The organism is Acinetobacter sp. 'aerobic (ED)' (assembly GCF_904886855.1).
Classification (GTDB): domain Bacteria; phylum Pseudomonadota; class Gammaproteobacteria; order Pseudomonadales; family Moraxellaceae; genus Acinetobacter; species Acinetobacter courvalinii.
The window spans coordinates 196,457-215,601 of record NZ_CAJHGI010000004.1; the positions used below are offsets into that span (position 1 = coordinate 196,457).

Annotated in this window: 19 protein-coding genes; 7 read left to right on the forward strand and 12 right to left on the reverse strand. The window is 42.5% G+C overall.

Annotated features, from left to right (window positions below; translation table 11 throughout):
• Positions 1-208: 208 nt before the first annotated feature.
• Positions 209-1,057 carry a hypothetical protein gene (locus JO943_RS09750; protein ID WP_202740676.1) on the reverse strand — a complete coding sequence of 283 codons (849 nt, stop codon included), beginning with the start codon at positions 1,055-1,057 and terminating at the stop codon, positions 209-211.
• Positions 1,058-1,538: 481 nt separating this feature from the next.
• On the opposite strand from JO943_RS09750, the gene JO943_RS09755 reads away from it, so the two are divergent.
• A complete protein-coding gene (locus JO943_RS09755) occupies positions 1,539-2,441 on the forward strand; it encodes a helix-turn-helix domain-containing protein (RefSeq protein WP_202740677.1) in 903 nt (300 codons plus the stop codon).
• 111 nt (positions 2,442-2,552) lie between these two features.
• Positions 2,553-3,554: an aldo/keto reductase gene (locus tag JO943_RS09760; protein ID WP_202740678.1), complete on the forward strand. Its 1,002-nt coding sequence runs from the start codon at positions 2,553-2,555 to the stop codon at positions 3,552-3,554.
• Between the two features lie 33 nt (positions 3,555-3,587).
• On the opposite strand, the gene JO943_RS09765 is transcribed toward JO943_RS09760, so the two are convergent.
• Positions 3,588-3,860: a hypothetical protein gene (locus JO943_RS09765; RefSeq protein ID WP_227614455.1), complete on the reverse strand. Its 273-nt coding sequence runs from the start codon at positions 3,858-3,860 to the stop codon at positions 3,588-3,590.
• A gap of 216 nt (positions 3,861-4,076) precedes the next feature.
• On the opposite strand from JO943_RS09765, the gene mutS reads away from it, so the two are divergent.
• From mutS to JO943_RS09790, 5 genes are all read left to right on the forward strand, one after another.
• The gene (gene mutS, locus JO943_RS09770) at positions 4,077-6,734 is read left to right on the forward strand and encodes a DNA mismatch repair protein MutS (protein ID WP_202740679.1); all 2,658 of its coding nucleotides are present in this window, start codon (positions 4,077-4,079) and stop codon (positions 6,732-6,734) included.
• Between the two features lie 138 nt (positions 6,735-6,872).
• Positions 6,873-7,040: a hypothetical protein gene (locus JO943_RS09775; RefSeq protein WP_032866431.1), complete on the forward strand. Its 168-nt coding sequence runs from the start codon at positions 6,873-6,875 to the stop codon at positions 7,038-7,040.
• Positions 7,041-7,207: 167 nt separating this feature from the next.
• Positions 7,208-7,537 carry a ferredoxin FdxA gene (gene fdxA, locus JO943_RS09780; protein ID WP_004652744.1) on the forward strand — a complete coding sequence of 110 codons (330 nt, stop codon included), beginning with the start codon at positions 7,208-7,210 and terminating at the stop codon, positions 7,535-7,537.
• Positions 7,538-7,663: 126 nt separating this feature from the next.
• Positions 7,664-8,377, forward strand: coding sequence for a D-Ala-D-Ala carboxypeptidase family metallohydrolase (locus JO943_RS09785; protein ID WP_005231517.1), 714 nt, complete (start codon positions 7,664-7,666; stop codon positions 8,375-8,377).
• Positions 8,378-8,514: 137 nt separating this feature from the next.
• On the forward strand, positions 8,515-9,183 hold the full coding sequence (locus JO943_RS09790; RefSeq protein ID WP_005231518.1) for an O-methyltransferase: 669 nt from the start codon (positions 8,515-8,517) through the stop codon (positions 9,181-9,183).
• 119 nt (positions 9,184-9,302) lie between these two features.
• Here JO943_RS09790 and JO943_RS09795 read toward each other — a convergent pair whose 3' ends face one another.
• The 10 genes from JO943_RS09795 to JO943_RS09840 all read right to left on the reverse strand — a co-directional run bounded on the left by JO943_RS09795 (position 9,303) and on the right by JO943_RS09840 (position 19,142).
• A complete protein-coding gene (locus JO943_RS09795; RefSeq protein ID WP_005231519.1) occupies positions 9,303-10,145 on the reverse strand; it encodes a universal stress protein in 843 nt (280 codons plus the stop codon).
• 116 nt (positions 10,146-10,261) lie between these two features.
• Positions 10,262-10,876 (reverse strand): acyltransferase, encoded by a 615-nt coding sequence (locus JO943_RS09800; protein ID WP_202740680.1) that lies wholly within the window; start codon positions 10,874-10,876, stop codon positions 10,262-10,264.
• Entirely contained in the window at positions 10,869-11,468 is a 600-nt protein-coding gene (locus JO943_RS09805; protein WP_199973533.1) for an IMPACT family protein, read from the reverse strand. Before JO943_RS09805 ends, JO943_RS09800 begins: the two co-directional genes overlap by 8 nt.
• A 94-nt stretch (positions 11,469-11,562) precedes the next feature.
• A complete protein-coding gene (locus tag JO943_RS09810) occupies positions 11,563-12,753 on the reverse strand; it encodes an HlyD family type I secretion periplasmic adaptor subunit (RefSeq protein WP_005231522.1) in 1,191 nt (396 codons plus the stop codon).
• Positions 12,754-12,777: 24 nt separating this feature from the next.
• Positions 12,778-14,901, reverse strand: coding sequence for a type I secretion system permease/ATPase (locus JO943_RS09815; RefSeq protein ID WP_032868162.1), 2,124 nt, complete (start codon positions 14,899-14,901; stop codon positions 12,778-12,780).
• Positions 14,901-16,391: a TolC family protein gene (locus JO943_RS09820; RefSeq protein ID WP_202740681.1), complete on the reverse strand. Its 1,491-nt coding sequence runs from the start codon at positions 16,389-16,391 to the stop codon at positions 14,901-14,903. Before JO943_RS09820 ends, JO943_RS09815 begins: the two co-directional genes overlap by 1 nt.
• A 345-nt stretch (positions 16,392-16,736) precedes the next feature.
• A complete protein-coding gene (gene lptB, locus JO943_RS09825) occupies positions 16,737-17,483 on the reverse strand; it encodes an LPS export ABC transporter ATP-binding protein (RefSeq protein WP_004773613.1) in 747 nt (248 codons plus the stop codon).
• A complete protein-coding gene (gene lptA, locus JO943_RS09830; protein ID WP_032881366.1) occupies positions 17,483-18,031 on the reverse strand; it encodes a lipopolysaccharide transport periplasmic protein LptA in 549 nt (182 codons plus the stop codon). Before lptA ends, lptB begins: the two co-directional genes overlap by 1 nt.
• Positions 18,015-18,563, reverse strand: a complete 549-nt coding sequence (gene lptC, locus JO943_RS09835; protein WP_005231526.1) for an LPS export ABC transporter periplasmic protein LptC — start codon at positions 18,561-18,563, stop codon at positions 18,015-18,017. The genes lptA and lptC overlap by 17 nt, the downstream gene beginning before the upstream one ends.
• A gap of 39 nt (positions 18,564-18,602) precedes the next feature.
• The gene (locus tag JO943_RS09840) at positions 18,603-19,142 is read right to left on the reverse strand and encodes a KdsC family phosphatase (protein WP_004773617.1); all 540 of its coding nucleotides are present in this window, start codon (positions 19,140-19,142) and stop codon (positions 18,603-18,605) included.
• Positions 19,143-19,145: the final 3 nt, after the last annotated feature.

The following is a 19,145-nucleotide window of genomic DNA, read 5'->3' on the forward strand; positions in this document are numbered from 1 at the left end:
ATCTTTAAAAAACACTCATCTACCACCTATCTACTGCAAATATTGTGAATAAAAAAATTTAAACCAGATATCATCCAAAGATGTCAATTCTGTAGAGGCAGCCTGCGAATGAAGTAGTACAAGGATTACATCAGCCAATAGAATTATTAAAATGTATAAGAAATAAAGTGATGGTTAATTATTACGTTTCCCTTTTTAAAACTAATACTTATAGGCTCTCTTTGTTCTGATTGCCTCTCTCCTGATGCTCAATCCATTCATCTCTTCTAAATACGCTATCTACACGAATGCCCTCATAATCGATAGATATATCTTTGCACTCAGCAACACTGTTTTTATTATCTAGCAGCTCCTGCTCAACGCTATACAAGATCCAGCGACCATTAAAAACATCATCTAGTTTTCTAATCGCTATCTCAAACTCCCCACCGTTTTGCTGCTCTACTCTACTCAGCTGATTTTTATACGGACTATCTTTCAATGAGATAACATTTTCCGCTCTTTGATAGCAATAATACAGGCGGAGTGAAAGTTTTCTTGCTACCAGATACTCAAGCAAAAATTCTCTTTTTATCTCAATCAAAATATGGTTACCCTGTTTATCAAATTCTTCGCGGGCCACTACTACATCCCCTTCCTCTGGCCTTACCCAGTTATTCCCCTGTTTGACCAATCTTAAAGCAACAATAAGATCAGGATTTAAGATCCACTTCCTCTCTCCAGTCACAGGCTGAGAGTGATCAAAAACCAGATGTACTCCCGTAACCTCGTTACTATTTATTTTAAAGTTTTCGATGCAAGAATAATGACCATCTTCATCTATTGATGGAAGGAACTCATGACTACAACCTAGCTTTCTCCATGTTAATTGTTCTGCAAAACGGCGTTTTTCTGAAAAAAAAGCAATTGAACTACATGAGAAGAAATCTGCACTATAACCTGGCTTGTCAACATTACCTTTTTCTTCATTTCTGGACGCTTTAAGTGGAATCCAATCAGCAGTACTTATTGTGGTAGAAATTTCTTTGCTTTGAAGCATCCAATCTAGACTCATCATTCTTTTTCACACAATGCTTTGGCTAATATCAGTGGTATGTATAGATGCTATCACTCAAAGAATATTAAGATGCAATAGATATCATTTCAGTTATCAAAATTAACAAAAAGTTGCTTATACAAACCTGTTATCGAAGGATTTCGGGTCATATTCGGTGAAGGTGGGGTCAGTTGAAATAAACAAACAATTAAATGATCTCAATTTGCCCTGTTTTTGCAGCACCTTCAGTAAAAGATGGGAGCTGTGATTTAGTGCATTAATGTGAGATTAAATATTAATTTATAAAGATTTTTTACAGTGGTATAGCGCTATACCAATATTACTTTCTCTTATACTTTATCTGCTTAATGTATTATTAATTTATCATGTATGCCTATAATTGCTTTAATAAGCAAATTGAATAAGTTATAAATAAGAGTAAAGTAGAGAAAGTTTGAATTTTATAACTTTATATAAATTGATAATGCATGCAGGCAAAGACATGGAAACCATACAGGATTTTTATCGCCGCTTTTCTTTAACCAGAGATAGCGATTACGCGGTTCCATCGACTTCGTTTGGACATTTTAATGTGTTCCAACGCGATGCCTGCTCGTTCCTTACACCATATAGCCGTCGCGATTATTATAAAATTTCACTGGTTTTAGGCACAGGCGAACTTCACTACGCCAACCGCTGGATACGGGTAGACCGCCCTGCTTTGTTGTTTTCAAATCCGATGGTTCCCTATGCATGGGAAATTAATTCGCCAGAACAAGCAGGCTGGTTCTGTCTATTTACCGAAGAGTTTGTAAACCAAGAATCAAGACAAAGTTTTTTAAAAGACTCCCCATTGTTTAAAGTCGACGGTGACCCGTTATATTTTTTAAACAACCAACAGGTTGAAGAAATTTCATTTATTTTCAAAAAGATGATGACAGAAATAAATTCAGACTATATTTATAAATACAACGTTTTAAGAAACTATTTGCACCTGATTGTGCATGAAGCCATGAAAATGCAACCGACCAAACAGTTTGAAAAACATAGTAATGCTGCGGTTCGGATCTGCCATTTATTTTTCGAATTATTAGAGCGCCAGTTCCCCATCGATTCACCACATTTTCAACTTAAACTCAAAACTGCAAATGACTATGCCTATGGTCTGTCGGTACATGTAAACCATTTAAACCGAGCTGTAAAAGAAGCCACGGGTAAAACGACTTCTGAACATATTAGCTCGCGTATTACGCAAGAAGCCAAAGCGCTGCTACAACACACCAGTTGGAATATTTCCGAAATTGCCTATAGCTTAGGCTTTGAATATTCAGCATATTTCACTAACTTCTTTAAGAAAAATACGGGTTTTTCGCCTAAAAAATTCCGTGAAGACTGTGTAGCCTAAAAATAGATTGTTTGAATTTTATAATTATTGGTTTGAATGTTATACGTCAGTTTGAGCCAAAGCATTTTATAGTTTTTCTACTCAAGTGATTTTGCAAAAAGAGTGTGAAAAATGAAATATAGAACTTTAGGACAAACAGGCGAAAAAGTATCAGCACTTGGTTTAGGTTGCATGGGAATGAGCTTTGCCTATGGTGCCTCAGACGACACACAAAGTATTGCAACTTTAGAAAAAGCCTTAGATCTCGGCATTAACTTTTGGGACACCGCTGATATGTACGGCAACGGTGCAAATGAAGTTTTGCTCTCAAAAGTTTTAGAGAAACATCGCGACAAAGTGTTCTTGGCGACCAAATTTGGCTTTCGTTATAAAGAAGACAACCTTAACCCACAAAACTCTTTAGACTCTTATATCGACGGTTCTCCTGAGTGGATTAAGGTTGCGGTAGAGAATAGTTTAAGACGTTTAAATACAGACGTAATTGATCTGTATTATGCACACCGTATTGACCCCAATGTTCCGGTTGAAGACACCATTGGTGCAATGGCAGACTTGGTCAAACAAGGTAAAGTGCGTTATTTGGGACTCAGTGAAGCATCGGCTGAAACCATTCTTAAAGCGCATTCAATTCACCCTATTGCAGCGGTTCAACATGAATATTCATTGCTTACTCGTGAGTTTGAGCAAACCCATTTGCAAACTATTCGTGAGTTAGACATTAGCCTTGTGCCGTATTCTCCGCTGTCACGTGGTTTAATCACTAATACACTTGATGTGGGCAGCCTAGATGAAAACGATTTCCGCCGCCAATTACCACGCTATCAAGGTGACAGCTGGAAAAATAACCAAAGCTTGGCGCAAGCATTTAGTGACTTTGCTCAAAGCAAAAACGCCACAGCAGCTCAATTGGCTTTAGCTTGGATTTTGGCACAAGGTGAAGACATTATCCCGATTCCAGGTACGCGTAAAATCGAGCGTCTTGTGGAAAATGCGGGTGCTATAAACCTTGATTTAACAGCGACAGACTTGGCAGAAATCGATGCAATTATTGCAAGATATCCAAACATGGGCGCACGCTATAACGCTCAGCAATTTGCTGCGGTAAACCACTAAAATTTCTAGTATTAAGAACCTTGGATTTTATATCTAAGGTTCTATCTTCAACTGAATCCAATCATGAATTTCTTGTGCAATCCAACTACCCCTATTTGAATCATTACCCAAAGTAATTTTCTTTATAGCATTATCTATAGGACTTCTATGATGATAGATAAAACTTTTAAGTCCTGTCTTCCCATAAAAAAATCTTAAACCTGTGTATTCACCAATATCACTTTTATCAACCTTACCCGCCTTCATTTTATCTATGGCACGAGCTGACAGCGCAACTTTCTTTTTGTTGCTTATTTCTTCACTCATTACGGCAATCCTTTTTGTGAATTTCCATGGATTTGTTAAGATGAGCTATGTGCACATTCAATCTCACCTCATATGCGTTTAACGTCATGTGACATAAAAAAGCTATACTTTTTTAAGCAATTCGGTCAGATTTGCACAGAATAATCAGGATGAATGATCACGCTCACCATCCAGACCAGATTTAACTAATTTTTAAGTTTCAAGGATTTAAAACGAATGAACAGCGCTGAAATCATGGCTGACCTAGATTCTCATACACCTATGATGCAGCAGTACCTCAAAGTCAAAACCGACTATCAACATGCTTTGCTGTTCTATCGTATGGGAGATTTTTACGAGCTTTTCTTTGAAGATGCTCACTTGGCCGCCAAACTGTTAGGAATTACCTTAACTCATCGTGGTAAGGCCAGCGGACAACCGATTCCGATGGCGGGGGTTCCGTATCATTCAGCGGAAGGTTATCTAGCACGTTTAGTCAAAGCTGGCCGTACAGTTGCGATATGCGAACAAGTCGGTGAGGTCACTGGAAAAGGGCCTGTTGAGCGTAAAGTTGTTCGTATTTTGACGCCTGGAACCTTGACCGATGATGCCTTGCTGGGCAGTTATCAATCTTCAAATCTGGTGGCGCTGTGCATTCAGCAAAATCAGCTCGGTCTGGCTTTACTTGATCTCAGTGCTGGTATTTTTAAAGTCCAGCAGCAGGACTATAAGCAAGAGCAACTGGCAATTGAACTGGCACGTTTAATGCCGAGCGAAATCCTGATTGATGAAGATCTGATTGACCAAAATATTATTGAACAGATCAAGAAAAATCTGGACTGCCCCATTGCCAAACGTCCGAATGTCGACTTCAATTTAAATAATGCGCAAAAAACCTTATGTGATCAATTTTCAGTGTCGACCTTGTCAGGGTTTGGTCTTGATCCATTCCCGCTTGCCAGAGCTGCCGCTGCTGCCCTGATTCATTACGCAAAAGAAACCCAAAAAACCGCGTTACCGCATATCCGCTCCATCCAGATTGAGCAAAGTACTGACTTTATTGCACTTGATCCAATTACGCGCCGCAATCTGGAGATCATTGAGCCGTTATTTGAACATGGTACTTCACTGTTTCAGCTCATCAATGATTGCCAGACCGCGATGGGCGGACGTTTGCTGAGCCGAACCTTAATGCAACCGATCCGTGACACAGCCATATTGGATGCACGTCTTGATGCGACTGAACAGTTATTAAAAGGCTTTCATGAAGCCCCTGTTCGGCTGGTGCTGAAAGAAATTGGTGATATTGAACGTGTGCTCAGCCGGGTTGCTTTAGGCAGTGCTCGTCCCCGTGATCTGGTACAACTCCGTCATGCCTGTGCACAGATTCCGTTCTTGCGTCATGCTTTAGCGCCTGTATTAAAAACCCAGCAATCTAAACTGCTAACACAGCTTGACCAAGAGCTGGGTGATTTTAAGAGTCTACATCAGCACTTGATGGCTGCGATTGTTGAAAATCCACCAGTGCTATTACGTGACGGCAATGTCATTGCTGAAGGCTATGATGATGAACTGGATGAACTCCGAAAAATTCGTGATCATGCAGGTCAGTTCCTGATTGATTTAGAAATTAAAGAGCGTGAACGTACTGGCATCAATACCCTGAAAATCGGTTATAACCGGGTCAGCGGCTATTATATCGAATTGACACGAGCGCAAGCTGAACAGGCGCCCGCCGATTATATTCGTCGCCAAACCCTGAAAAATGCGGAACGTTACATCACACCAGAACTGAAAGGCTTTGAAGATAAAGTGCTTTCAAGTGAGTCGCGCGCCCTCGCCCGTGAAAAGCTTTTATTTGAATCATTGCTTGATGAATTACGTCAGAATATTGCGCATTTGCAAATGATGAGTGCCGCGATTGCACATATCGATGTATTGGCAAACTTTGCCCATCAAGCGCGATTAAACAGTTGGGCAAGACCAGAATTTACCGCTGAAACCTGCATCAAGATTCAGGCTGGTCGCCATCCTGTGGTCGAAGCATTAAATAAAGCCCCGTTTACACCGAATGATACTTTCCTTGATCCCCAGCATCGTATGGCGATCATTACCGGTCCAAACATGGGCGGTAAATCGACCTTTATGCGTCAGACCGCCTTGATTAGCCTGCTTGCTTACTGTGGCAGCTTTGTCCCGGCCAAAGCTGCAAAGCTGGGTTCAATTGACCGTATCTTTACCCGTATCGGCTCAGCGGATGATTTATCGACAGGTAAATCGACCTTTATGGTGGAAATGACCGAAACCTCACAGATCCTTCATCATGCCACCAGCCAGTCTTTAGTGCTGATGGACGAGGTCGGTCGTGGAACCAGTACCTATGATGGCCTTTCTCTGGCTTGGGCCTGTGTGGTTGATTTAACCAAACGGGTAAAATGTTTGTGTCTGTTTGCGACCCACTATTTTGAACTGACTGAACTGGGTAGCGAAGCAGGCATTGATAACTATCATGTCACCGCACAGGAACTGAATGGCAATCTGATTTTGCTACATAAAGTTCAGCATGGCCCAGCCAGCCAAAGTCATGGTTTACAGGTTGCGAAACTGGCCGGGATTCCTGCAAGCGTAATCAAGGAAGCCCAAAAGCGTTTAAAAATTCTGGAAAAGCAACAGCATCAGCATTTGCCTAGTAGCGTTCAGAATGACTTATTCAGTTCTGTTGAACATGAAATCGAAACCCAGGTGATTGAGAAAATTGTTGAGGTTGAAGCTAAATCACCGGCCTTAGAGTTGTTACAAAATATTGATGTTGATGACCTGACACCACGTCAGGCACTGGAACAGTTGTATCAACTCAAAGCCTTATTCAAGACCAGTCAGACACTTGAAAGTTAACTGTGACCCAATCAGCTCTGGTGTTTATACTAGAGCTGATTTACACAGATACCGTTTAAACAAACAATCCCTCACCCATTGCCTGATCTGATCATGTTATTTCTAAATCAGATCTATCAGTCTATGGAGAAATATGTCATGTCTCGTGGTGATAAAACGGCCTATACCGCAAAACAGAAACGACAAGCCAAACATATTGAAGAAAGCGAGCTAGACCAAGGCCGCTCTCAGGAAGAGGCTGAACGGATTGCTTGGGCAACAGTGAATAAGCAAGACGGCGGCGGTCTCAAGAAAAAGCATAAATAAGCGAATTACGGCTGTAGTTGAGACTTATTATCAACAAAAGTCATATAAATAAGTCCATTTCATTGATACGAATAATAAATATCAATAAAAGGAATTGTTTCTATCGGTATTTTTTGCCTAAAATACGCTATTCAAAATGAAAACCATATTTTTAGGTAGCTGCCGCCATGACCTTTGTTGTCACCGAAAATTGTATTAAATGTAAATATCAAGATTGTGTGGAAGTTTGTCCAGTAGACTGCTTCTACGAAGGTCCTAACTTCCTGGTGATCAATCCGGATGAGTGTATTGACTGTGCACTATGTGAACCTGAATGTCCGGCAAATGCGATTTTCTCGGAAGATGAGTTACCAGAAGGCCAAGAAGTCTTTATCGAACTCAATGCCGAATTGTCTGAAAAATGGGCAGGCAATAATATCACTCAAATCGGTGAGCAACCTGCTGACCGCGAAGAGTGGAATGGCAAGCCAGACAAGCTGCAATATTTAGAAAAATAATGAAGAAAGGCCAGTTTTACTGGTCTTTTTTATACTTTAATCACACATTTCTTTGCAATTACCTCATTATTCAGGCGCCATTTTGCATTAAAATAATACGCCTATCGATTATGAACTGCGCTTTTTATGATTCGAAATAAATTACAGGGTCTATTATCATTATTTGTCATCCCTGTGATGATGGTGGGTTGCTCGAGTTCAACCCCGAAAGTCAATCAAAACCAAGGTAAAAGAATTTATATTCCTCAAGAACAAGTCACTTTTACCCGCCCTGTTCCCAATAAAGTCGAACCTGCCTCCTATCGCCAATGGCTCGGTCAAGGCGACAATTATGCACGTGTCCGCGAATATGAACAGTTTTTAGCGCGTAATAATGTTGCGCATATTGTGCCAAGTTTTGAATTGTTACGTACGGCACGCGACTGGCAGAAATGTGGCCGTTCCGAATATATGGTGCCAAACCGTGAGTTATGGGGAAATGCCCTTCCAACCTTACGTGTCTTTAAATATCTGGTCGCAGCAAAAGTCTTAACCGATTTTGAAGTTACCTCGGTTTACCGCGATTTACCATTGAATCAATGTGCAGGCGGTGCAGGTTCATCCAAACATCTGTTTAACTCGGCTATTGATTTCCGCATCGGGCCTGAATATCCGCAACCTCAAGACTATGCCTTTATCGAACAGACCAAATTCAAGTTATGCCAGTTTTGGGCACAGCATGGACAAAGTCTGGACATCGGCGTTGGTTTATATAGTTCCGGACAGATTCATATTGATACACAAGGCTATCGTACCTGGGGCCCTGACCTAACCCGTAATAGCTCGATGTGTAATTTCTAACAAACCTATATCCACTTAAAAAGAGATCAAATTGATCTCTTTTTTATTTCATTACACCAGATTAATTGAGCAATCAAATTGCACTCTGGTTATAAACGTTTAAAATGCAGCTAACAGATTCATAGGTAAACTTGATTATGCAACAGATGTGGACCGAGATTGATGACTATATCAATTCACATTTAATTCCCACAGACCCAAGACTTCAACATGCATTAGACAATACCGATACCCAGGGTTTTTCTAATCATTTGGCTGTTGCACCTAATCAAGGCATGTTTTTGCAGATGCTGATCCAGATGAACCAATGCAAACGTGTATTGGAATTAGGCACATTTGGCGCTTACAGTACCATTTGGCTCGCCAAGGCATTGCCGGAAGATGGTTACCTGCTTACCGTGGAAGGTCGCGATACCCATGTTGTTATCGCACAGGAAAATATTGATTTTGCCAATATGCCCACCACCATCGAGCTAAAAAAAGGTCGTGGTGCAGATATCATGAATCAGTTGATTGCTGAAGGCAGCCAACCCTTTGATTTGATTTTTATTGATGCGGACAAGCAAAGTTATCCTGAGTATTTTGAGTTAAGTTTAAAACTGGCTCATTCGGGTACCATTATCGTGCTGGATAACGTGATTCGTGCCGGGGATATTCTAGACCCGAATAACAAGAAACCCAGTATTGAAGGGATTCGTGAAGCATTCACGGCGTTGAAAGATCATCCTCAACTTTTATCTTGCACCGCATTACAAACAGTCGGCTCAAAAGGTCATGATGGCTTTGCAATTGCCATCGTAAAATAGAGATTAAAAAACAACCTATTTAATTTAGTTGTGTAATATCAACCAATTATATTTATCTCTTATGCTTTTCCATACAGTTATCCACAGGAATTGCGGATAACTATATGGAAAGAAATGAATCACTTAGCGACAAGTAACGGCACATTGGCATTCCGGAAGATCGTCGTGGTAATACTTCCCAGGAAGAACTGATGAATTTTACTATGGCTAAATGCCCCGAGTACAATCAGCTGAATATCGTGTTCCTTTTGATATTCAAGAATATTTTGCGCAACATCACCATAACGGTACACCGATACCACCTCTAAACCGGCATCGGTTAAGTACTTCTCAGGCTCTGCCAGCATCTCCGGATGATCACCGACGTAAAGCAGATGACATTGCAATAGTTTCAACAGATCACTTTTTGCAATCCGTTGCAGCATTTTCTGACAGGTTGGCGAATATTCATAAGCAAAAATAAACCGTTTTGGTGGCTGAAAATGCTCGCCTACTGTAATGACGGTACAGTTTGCGCCACGGATAAAGTTTTCAACATTACTTCCAATCGGTTTGTTTTTCTCAGCAGCACGCTCACCCACCCGACCAATAATCACGATATCGTTTTCATCAAGCAGATTAAAACTTTGTTCAAGAAAATCACCTTTTTCCTGAATCTTGGTACTGGTCAGACCATACTGTTTCTCGATCAGCTCCGAGATATGTTTTAGTAAATTATTACTATAATCCAGGGCCAGCTCACTTTGTTTTTGTTCGAGCTCAGCCAGTTCTTTCAGTAACATGGCATTACTTTCAAAACCAATTACCCCACTGATTTCACCTAAATGATAGCTCGCTGGGTAATAGTCCAGAATTTGCAACAGTACCAATTCTCTTTGTGTCTGTTTAGCTACCCATACGGCCGCCTCAGCCACAGCATCAATGCAGGGTGAAGAATCGATACATGCAATTACACGGTTCATTTTCGCCTCTCTTTAGGTACATACCTTAGGTCTTCTACTTGTTTTTAACTTAACATAGATAAAAGTGAGGAAGGTTAAATTTATGTATCGAATCTCAGATGCTTTTTAATAAACTTTTACTTATTGCGATAACGGATTATTTTTGCTGGATTCCCTGCCACAATTGCGTAATTGTCTACATTTTTAGTGACCATACTGTTCATTCCGATAACGGCATGATCTCCGATTTTAATCCCGTCCTTGATGCCCACATGTGCGCCAAGCCAGACATCACGTCCAACTTCAATTCCTTTAGAGCGAACAGGCTGTTGGTAAATGGCACGATCCATTTCCATACCATGGTCAAAGGCATATAAATGACTATAGGCTGCGATTCTAACCTGATCATGTAATCTGATCCCTGCACGTCCCCCATCCAGAATACTGTGATGGTTAATCGCGACTTCATTGCCGATCTCTAACGGGCCATGCAAGGTACAATCCGCTGCGATAAAAGTATTATCTCCAATCGAAATCTTGCGACCGCGCTCAGCAAAAATATGTGCCAATGGAGAAATGAAGCAGTTCTTGCCGATTTCCACCGTCTCCATCTCCATGAGATAGGCCTGATACTCAGCTTGCCATGCTTCTGCCCATTCACGATGTTTCGGCTTGAGTGTCCAATACAGCCACGGCATGTAATTAAGGCGCTGTTTATGCTGCTCTCGGTATTTTAATAAAGGATCATTCATTGTCTTGCTCCTCAACCAATACCAATTGCTCGCGACCTCTAGTGACATCTTGGAGTTTTAACCTTAATGGCTCAAGCTGATGCACTTGCAACCGGGCCTGAACCGTAACACCGGTATCAGTATAACTTTCCTGATACTCAATCTGTTGCTGCATCAATTCATACTGCATAATGGCCCATTCATTGAACAGACATGCAAAACGTATTTCTTTCTTTTCAATCAGTTCAATTTTTTCTGCCAACAATAAGCACTGGCCTGCGCAACCGCCGTAGGCACGAACCAAGCCGCCCGTCCCCAGTTTTATACCGCCATACCAGCGATTGACCAGTACAATCACATTGGTGAGTTCATTACCTTCAATGGTTGCAAGTATTGGGCGACCTGCCGTACCCGAAGGTTCGCCATCATCATTAAAACGGACATGATGCCCAATTTTCCATGCCCAGCATTGATGTGTAGTTGAAGTATCTTTGTACTGTTCCAGAAAATCTTTAACCTGCTGTTCATTTTCAACAACAGCCGCAATCGCCTGGAAACGACTTTTTTTAATGTCTTCTTCAAAAGTTACCGTACTGGCAATGGTAAATGGCATAAAAAACAAGATAAAAACTGAAAAACAGATTATAGCTGCTTCACTGGCAAATAAAAAACCTCGCCTGAAGCGAGGTTTTCTCAATCCACATCACTTAGCGTTCGCGTAATGCTTCCTTGGCTTTATTAAACGGTTTGAGCAGATAATCCATAATGGTTTTTTGACCGGTACGAATATCGACTGTCGCCACCATCCCCGGCGTAATACTGAAGGCCTTACCCGCCTTGTTATAGAGGCGGTCCGAATCGGTCCGGATATAGACACGATAATAGAACTGATCCTGTTTCACTTCATCACGAATGGTATCTGGAGAAATAATGGTAACTTTCCCATCCAGACCACCGTAAATAGAGTAATCATAGGCCGTAATCTTGACCAGAGCCTCTTGTCCTGGACGAATGAAAGCAATATCTCGCGGTGAAATACGAGCTTCGATCAGCAATTTATCTTCCAGTGGGACAATGGTCATCAATTTACCATTTTGCGGAATCACCCCACCTAAAGTCGTGACATCAATTTCTTTGACCACACCCCTTACTGGTGCTTTAAATACCGCACGTTGCAAGCTGTCAGCACGTCCATTCACCACCTGTTGTTGGGTCTGAATGTCAGTATTAGCCTTGGAAAGCTCTTCTCGCGCTTTGACATAATATTCGTTACGCGTGTCATTGATCTTATTATTCAAGTCATTGGCTTCACGTTTTAAACGCAACACTTCAACTTCACTGGCTGCACCTTTGGCTACTAATGGCTCGGTCATGGCCAGTTCTTGTCGTACTAGCTTGGCCGCCTGTTCATAACCTGCGATGGATTGCTCCAGATTCTCACGGCGCGAATAATAAAGTGCAGTTTCCTCTTGAACCAGCTTAGGACTTTTCTTAACTTCTTCAGGAAAGGTCAGTGGCGTGCCATTCACTTCGGCACGTAAACGCGCTGCGGTGGCCTGTGCCGAAATCAGTAAAGACTGCGACTCGCCCACATTCGATGCCAAACGTGTCGGATCGAGTTGGGCCAGAATCTGCCCCTTTTCCACCACATCCCCTTCATTCACATCAAGCTTGGTTAGGATACCCCCTTCAAGTGACTGAATGATCTGTTCTTTCGAAGATGGAATAACTTTACCTGTCCCCGTAGAAACTTCTTCTAAATTAAACAACCATGCCCAGATCAAGAGTACAAGTAAACCAATCCCAATCATCCAAACAACGAGTGTCGAACGAGGTAACTTAGGTTCCTTGTAAGTTACATTCATCGGACGACTACCCGTTTTTTGTTCTTCACTCATAAATTTGCCTCTATGCTCTAAGTATTAAACTATTTTTTGTTTTATTGCTGATTGTTGTAAGACTTGTTCCACTGGTCCATCCATTACGATCTTGCCTTCATTCATGACAATAATCCGGTCCACCAGTTCCAGAACGGCACGACGATGGGTCGCCACCACTAAAGTCCGATAACCGAGCCAGCTTCTTAAATGATCAATCAGCTGCTTCTCGGCGACATCATCAATGGCTGCCGTTGGCTCATCCAGCAATAGAATGTTTGGTTGACGGATCAAGAGACGTGCCAACAATAACGCTTGTCGTTGCCCCCCGGAAAAACCGACCCCACCCTCTAACACCAGATGATCCAGTCCTTCTTTCTTCTCATGCACAAAGCTCAATGCACCAGTCACTTTCAGCGCTTTTAAAATGTCTTCATCGCGTGCCAGTGGTGCGCCTAAAGTCAGGTTTTCACGAATGGTGCCATAGAATAAATGTGCATTCTGATTGAGTAAGCCCATATCACGACGGACATCGGACGGATCAATCAGGCTAATATCCAGATCATCTAAATGTACCGAACCTGCATTTGGAAATTGCATCGCCGACAAGATTTGTAATAGTGTCGATTTACCCGCACCATTACGTCCAAGAATGGCAATACGCTCACCCGCCCGGATCTTCAAATGTGGAATAGACAGACTTGGACGTGGATCATCTTCGGAATATTGGAATACGACTTTTTTAAGCTCATAGTCGCCATGTAGCACTTCTTTATGCACCAGATGAGCCTGATCTGCCTGATCCACCGGCTTTTTCATTAATTCATCCAGACCTTTTTTCGCTACTTTGGCTTGTTGTAAACGCCCGAGAATCCCGGTGATTTGCGAAATCGGTGCCAGCATACGCGAAGACAAAATCGAACAGGCCACCAGTGCACCCGTCGTCATATCACCTTTCATCACCGCAAAACAGCCCACCAGAATCACCGCAGCATAGGTCAGACCCTGAATCTTTTGTGTCCATGCCGTGAGTACCCCCACAATTTTACGTTGCTGCATACTAATATCGGCAGACACCTCATTCATGTGGTTCCACTGGTTCTGGAAACGCGACTCTGCACGTAATAGCTTGATATCTTCAATACCTTGCACGGCTTCAACCAGAATCGCATTACGAATGGAGGATTCGCGCATCCCTTCTTGAGCCAGTTGCGCCAGTTTCTTTTGTGCCAAGATCGCAGGCAAAATCATTAAAGGTACGACCAGTAGCATGACCCAGAATAAATTTCCGCCAATCAGCGCAAAAATAACCAGGAATAAGAAGAAAAATGGTAAATCTGCAATCGCGCCCATTGTGGTCGAAGTGACCAGCTCACGTACGCCTTCCAGCTCCCGAATCTGGGAAATAAAAGTACCGGTAGATTTGGAGCGCTCACTATTTTTGATACGCAGTGCATGACCAAATACACGGTCAGACACTCGTAAATCGGCCCGTTTTCCAATAATGTCTGAAATGTAAATACGCGAAAGACGCAGCACAAATTCGAAAATCGCGGCGATGAGTACACCCGCTGCCAGTACCCACAGCGTCGGAATAGATTGCGAAGGAACGACCCGATCATAGACCTGCATGGAGAAAATAATGGTCGCCAATGCCAAAATATTGGCAATCATCGATGCCAGCATGATATCGATATAGCGCTTCCAGTCTTGTAAGGCAATCGACCAGAACCAGCTCGGTTGATAAGGCTTGATATATTCATCAACACGCGCATCAGGAACCGACTGTTCAGGACGCAGTACATAGACATTCTTAATGATGTGTCTTAGCGCGCCGACGGCAAATTTCTGTGACAGGCCCTGATCACCACTGAGCTGAATGCTGACATGTCCGGTACCATCCGCCTTATCAATCACACCAACCTGCCCGTCGGCCAGTTCGACCAGTACCGGTAGGCGCCAAGGGTTAATCACGTCATTGCTAAAGGCAACTTTGCGTAAGTTCAGGCCAATCTGCCGACTGATCAGAATCAGGACCTCATCCAGGTTCTGGTTCTGGTTCCAGTCCAGTTGTAAGCGAATCCGTTCTTCAGATGGTTCAATCCGGTAATGCTTGGCGATGGTTAATATTGCCTGTAACCATGGCTGATAATTTATTTTTGTAGTAATCATGGTTGTACCTCAAACCCTTGTATATTTAAATTATTGAGGTCATAGGCCTGACGAGAACGTCCTGTCGCAGCAATGTATTGTGCAATGCTGCTGTAAATATCATAACGTGCTGTTTCAGCCTCTGAGTTCGCACTATGAATCGCTTGTTCTGCATTGAGCAAATCGACTAGAGTCCGTGTTCCCAATTTATATTGTTCTTGATAAAGTTCTCTTGTACGTATTGTTGTTGCTTGTTGTCCTGCCAAAACCTGCATCTGGCGTTGTTTATTTTCAATCTGTTCACGACTGGTACGGATCTGGTCCAGCACCTTGAGATAAACCGCATTTACTTGCGCTCTTGCTGCCTCTTCAGCATAACTGGCGGCGCGTGTTCTGGAAGAAGTCGCTCCCCCTTGGTAAAACTGGCTGCTGGCTTCCAGCATGATGGCACTATCAAAGCCGCCTTCTTTATCATTTCCCGGGTTACGTCCGTGTAAAGCCTGACTCAGTTCTCCTTTTACCGATAGTGTCGGATAATTACTCACCTGTGTCTGTAATTTTTGATTACGCGCCACTTCAATGCCCGCCTGTGCAGCAATCATTTGTGGAATGGTATTGAACTGTGGTGTTGCGTATAAATCTGATTGTTTTACAAAATCGTCAGGAATGGTCCATTGCACGTTGCGGGTATCAAAACCAAGCAAGGTATAAAGATGTTGCTGGTACTGACTGAGTAAAGATTGCTGGGCAATCATCGCCGACTGTGCAGATTGTAAATAAGACTGGGCCTGGATCGGATCAGCCTGACTACTGATCCCGGCATTGGCACGCAGATTGGCCATTTCCTGAATTCGCTTAATCCCGGCAATCTGCTGATTGGCAATCCGGATAAGCGTCTGATAACGCTGAATATTGATAATAGTTTGTGCCACATCCAAGGAGATATCGTCAATTTTGACCAGCACATTGGCCTGTCCAACCAACACCTTGGCTTTTTCTACATTGACACCCGATTTAACCTTGCCGAAATCATAAAGCATCTGGGTTGCATTCAAGGTCAGTAATTGCTGCCCCCGTGTACTTTTCTTCCCCAGATCTCCTGTGCTGACACCACCGCCAATCTGTGGATAGTAGCCTGATTTTGCCACGTCGATATTGGCATTTTGCGATGCCAGTGCCGCGATTCCTTGTGCAATATCCGGATTACGCTGTACCGCTACCTGCACGGCATCTCTCAATATCTTACGCTGATTCTGCCAAAATGCATTTGCGATCGCCGTCTCTTGTGGACGTCCTGATCCAACAACAGGTAAATCATTGCCTAGTGAGGAATCGACCGAAAAGTTGCTCAACTTTTGCATTTGCGCAACTTTAAACTCATCACTACTTTGCGGAACAAACAGCCGGGACAAATTGTTCTTTAAAGTGTGATACTGTTCACTTGGTGTGGTTGCATGTGTCATTGGTACAGATAGCGTTGCTGCATAAAGTAACCACTTAAAACTCATACTTCTTTTCCATGATCCATTATTCACTTTTATATCGTTCTTTAAGTTCATATTTTTTCGTATTGTTATCATTTCAGCATTTTCATTTTAATCATTTTTTTACATAAAACACTATGTTCTAAACACGTTTTCACACATTTATAAGTGTTTATTTTTGTAAAACAGTTCTCATTTTTATAAAATATGCCAAACTAATTAAAAAAATAAAATAAATATTTATCAGCTAATTAGAATAAAATTCTCGCTATTCCCCACTAAATGAGTTGGGATTGGCAATCTGATTTATATGCAGCCATAAAAAAAGAACCTTTCGGTTCTTTCTTCACATACACAGTTGATTCGAGGTTAAACGACGAAATCATCACCTAAATAGACTTTACGTACCTGTTCATTGTCCAGAATTTCTTGCGGTGTTCCCTCCGCAATGACTGAACCTTCACTAACGATATAGGCTTTTTCACAAATCGCCAGCGTTTCACGTACGTTATGATCGGTAATGAGCACCCCGATACCACGATCTTTCAGCGTCTGGATAATATCTTTAATATCACCGACAGAGATCGGGTCGACCCCGGCAAAAGGCTCATCCAGCAGCATGAACTTCGGATCTGCGGCCAAAGCACGGGCAATTTCAGCACGACGGCGTTCACCACCAGACACACTCATACCCAGTGAATCTTTGATATGAGTAATTTTAAAATCACTTAACAGTTCGTTCAGACGTTGCTGACGTTGCTGTTTGTTCAAATCTTTACGCGTTTCTAAAATCGCCATAATATTTTCAGAAATGGTTAATTTCCTGAAAATGGAAGCTTCTTGCGGTAAATAGCCGATGCCTTTACGCGCACGTTCATGCATCGCAAGGTCAGACATGTCGAGGTCATCTAAATGAATCTCGCCTTTATCCATCCGAACAAGGCCAACAACCATATAGAAGCTGGTGGTTTTACCTGCACCATTCGGGCCAAGCAGACCCACGATCTGCCCACTTTGCATGGTAAAAGATACATCTTTGACCACCCAACGTTTACTATAGTTTTTCGCTAAATGCTTAATACATAAAGTCTGGGGTTGTTGCACTGCCTGTTCCATTAATCACGTGCCCCTGGGAAGCTTTTAGAGCTTGATGGTGGAATAATGATTTGTACACGGTTACTTGATGAGCCCTGCGCCTCGACATCGCCTTTATTCATACTATATTTCAGGCTATTACCACGAATACTTGATCCATCCTGATAGAGGTAGGCATTACCTGTTAGCGTAATAATCCCGGTATCTGCGTTATATACGATATTTTGCGCTTCACCACGTGCCAGACCTTTGTTGGCATCCATTTGTTGCTGGAACTTTGCAGGTCGTCCCTTTGCCGTAATGGTTTGAATTTCTTTCTTGCTATTCAGGTTGGCCACCAGTGAATCTGCTTGCAGTTTCATGGTGCCCTGCTCAATCACGACATTACCGGTATAGGTGGTTACACCAGACTTATCGTTATAGGTTGCACGATCAGCAACCAGTGAAAGCTGTTGATTGCGGTCTGAAGGCAAGGCAAAGCTGGTGCTTGCAGATAATGCAATCACAGCCACGCAGCTGGCTTGTTTTAGGAAAGTGAGACGAGATTTAGAATTAAGAGCTTGGCGCATACTTTCCTCGAATTTTGTAAAATTCATATTGACCATTATTCATATTAGCCTTGAGACCTTGACTCACAAACTCAGCAGTCGGTGATTGAACCGTAACCTGATGTTGTGTTTCGAGTTCTCTTGTTTTCGGGTAACCCGTGAGCTCATCGGTATGAAACTCCATTTTACCCTGATCGGACAATTTCGTCGCAACGACATTACCAAGCAAGACAACTTTAGTGTTGTCGTCATAGCCATTTGCCTGTTTTGCGTAAAAGGTTGCGTCTGCTTTGCCCTGTTTGTACATCACTGCATTCAGTTGATCAAGCTGAGAGGTTTTCAGTTGCATATTCTGTTGCAACTGTTTCACTTCAGCACGAATATATAAATTACCCTGCTCATCAGTTTGTGTTAAGTGAACACCCTGTGCGGAATAGGTCATATTCTTGGCTGAATCAACGTCCAGCTTTTTTGCCTTGCCACTGTAATAATAATAGCCACCGCTCACCGCAGCGACTGCAACAGCAACAACATATAAAACTTTGGTATCCATAAACTGGGTTACCTAACCTTTGAGCAAATCAACACTATATTAATGTGGTACCGCAAGATATTTTTCAAGCAGTTCTTGGTAAACACCTTTTGCCATCAACAACATATCACAGACTTCCCGGACAGCCCCACGACCGCCCATCGCTTGGGTCACCAGATTGGCACGACGACGCACTTCTTCATGGCCATTGGGAACAGTGACTTTCATTCCGGCAATTGCAAATGCAGATAAATCCGGCCAGTCATCCCCCATATAGATACAGTCTTCAGGCAATAAACCGAGTTGGGCGCACGCTTCACGTAAGGCTGTACCCTTATCTTCACGGCCTTGATAAACCAGATCGACACCAAGATCAGACATGCGTTTTTCAACGATATGGCTTTTCCGGCCCGTGATAATAATCACCTTCATACCCGCTTGCTGGACCAGTTTCATGCCCAGACCATCACGAATATCAAATGACTTAATTTCATCACCCGAATTGGTTAAGGTCACGAAGCCATCGCTTAAGATTCCATCCACATCAAGTACAAGTGCCTGTAAATGACGTGCTTGTTCTTGTAAAGCATAAGATGCCATGGC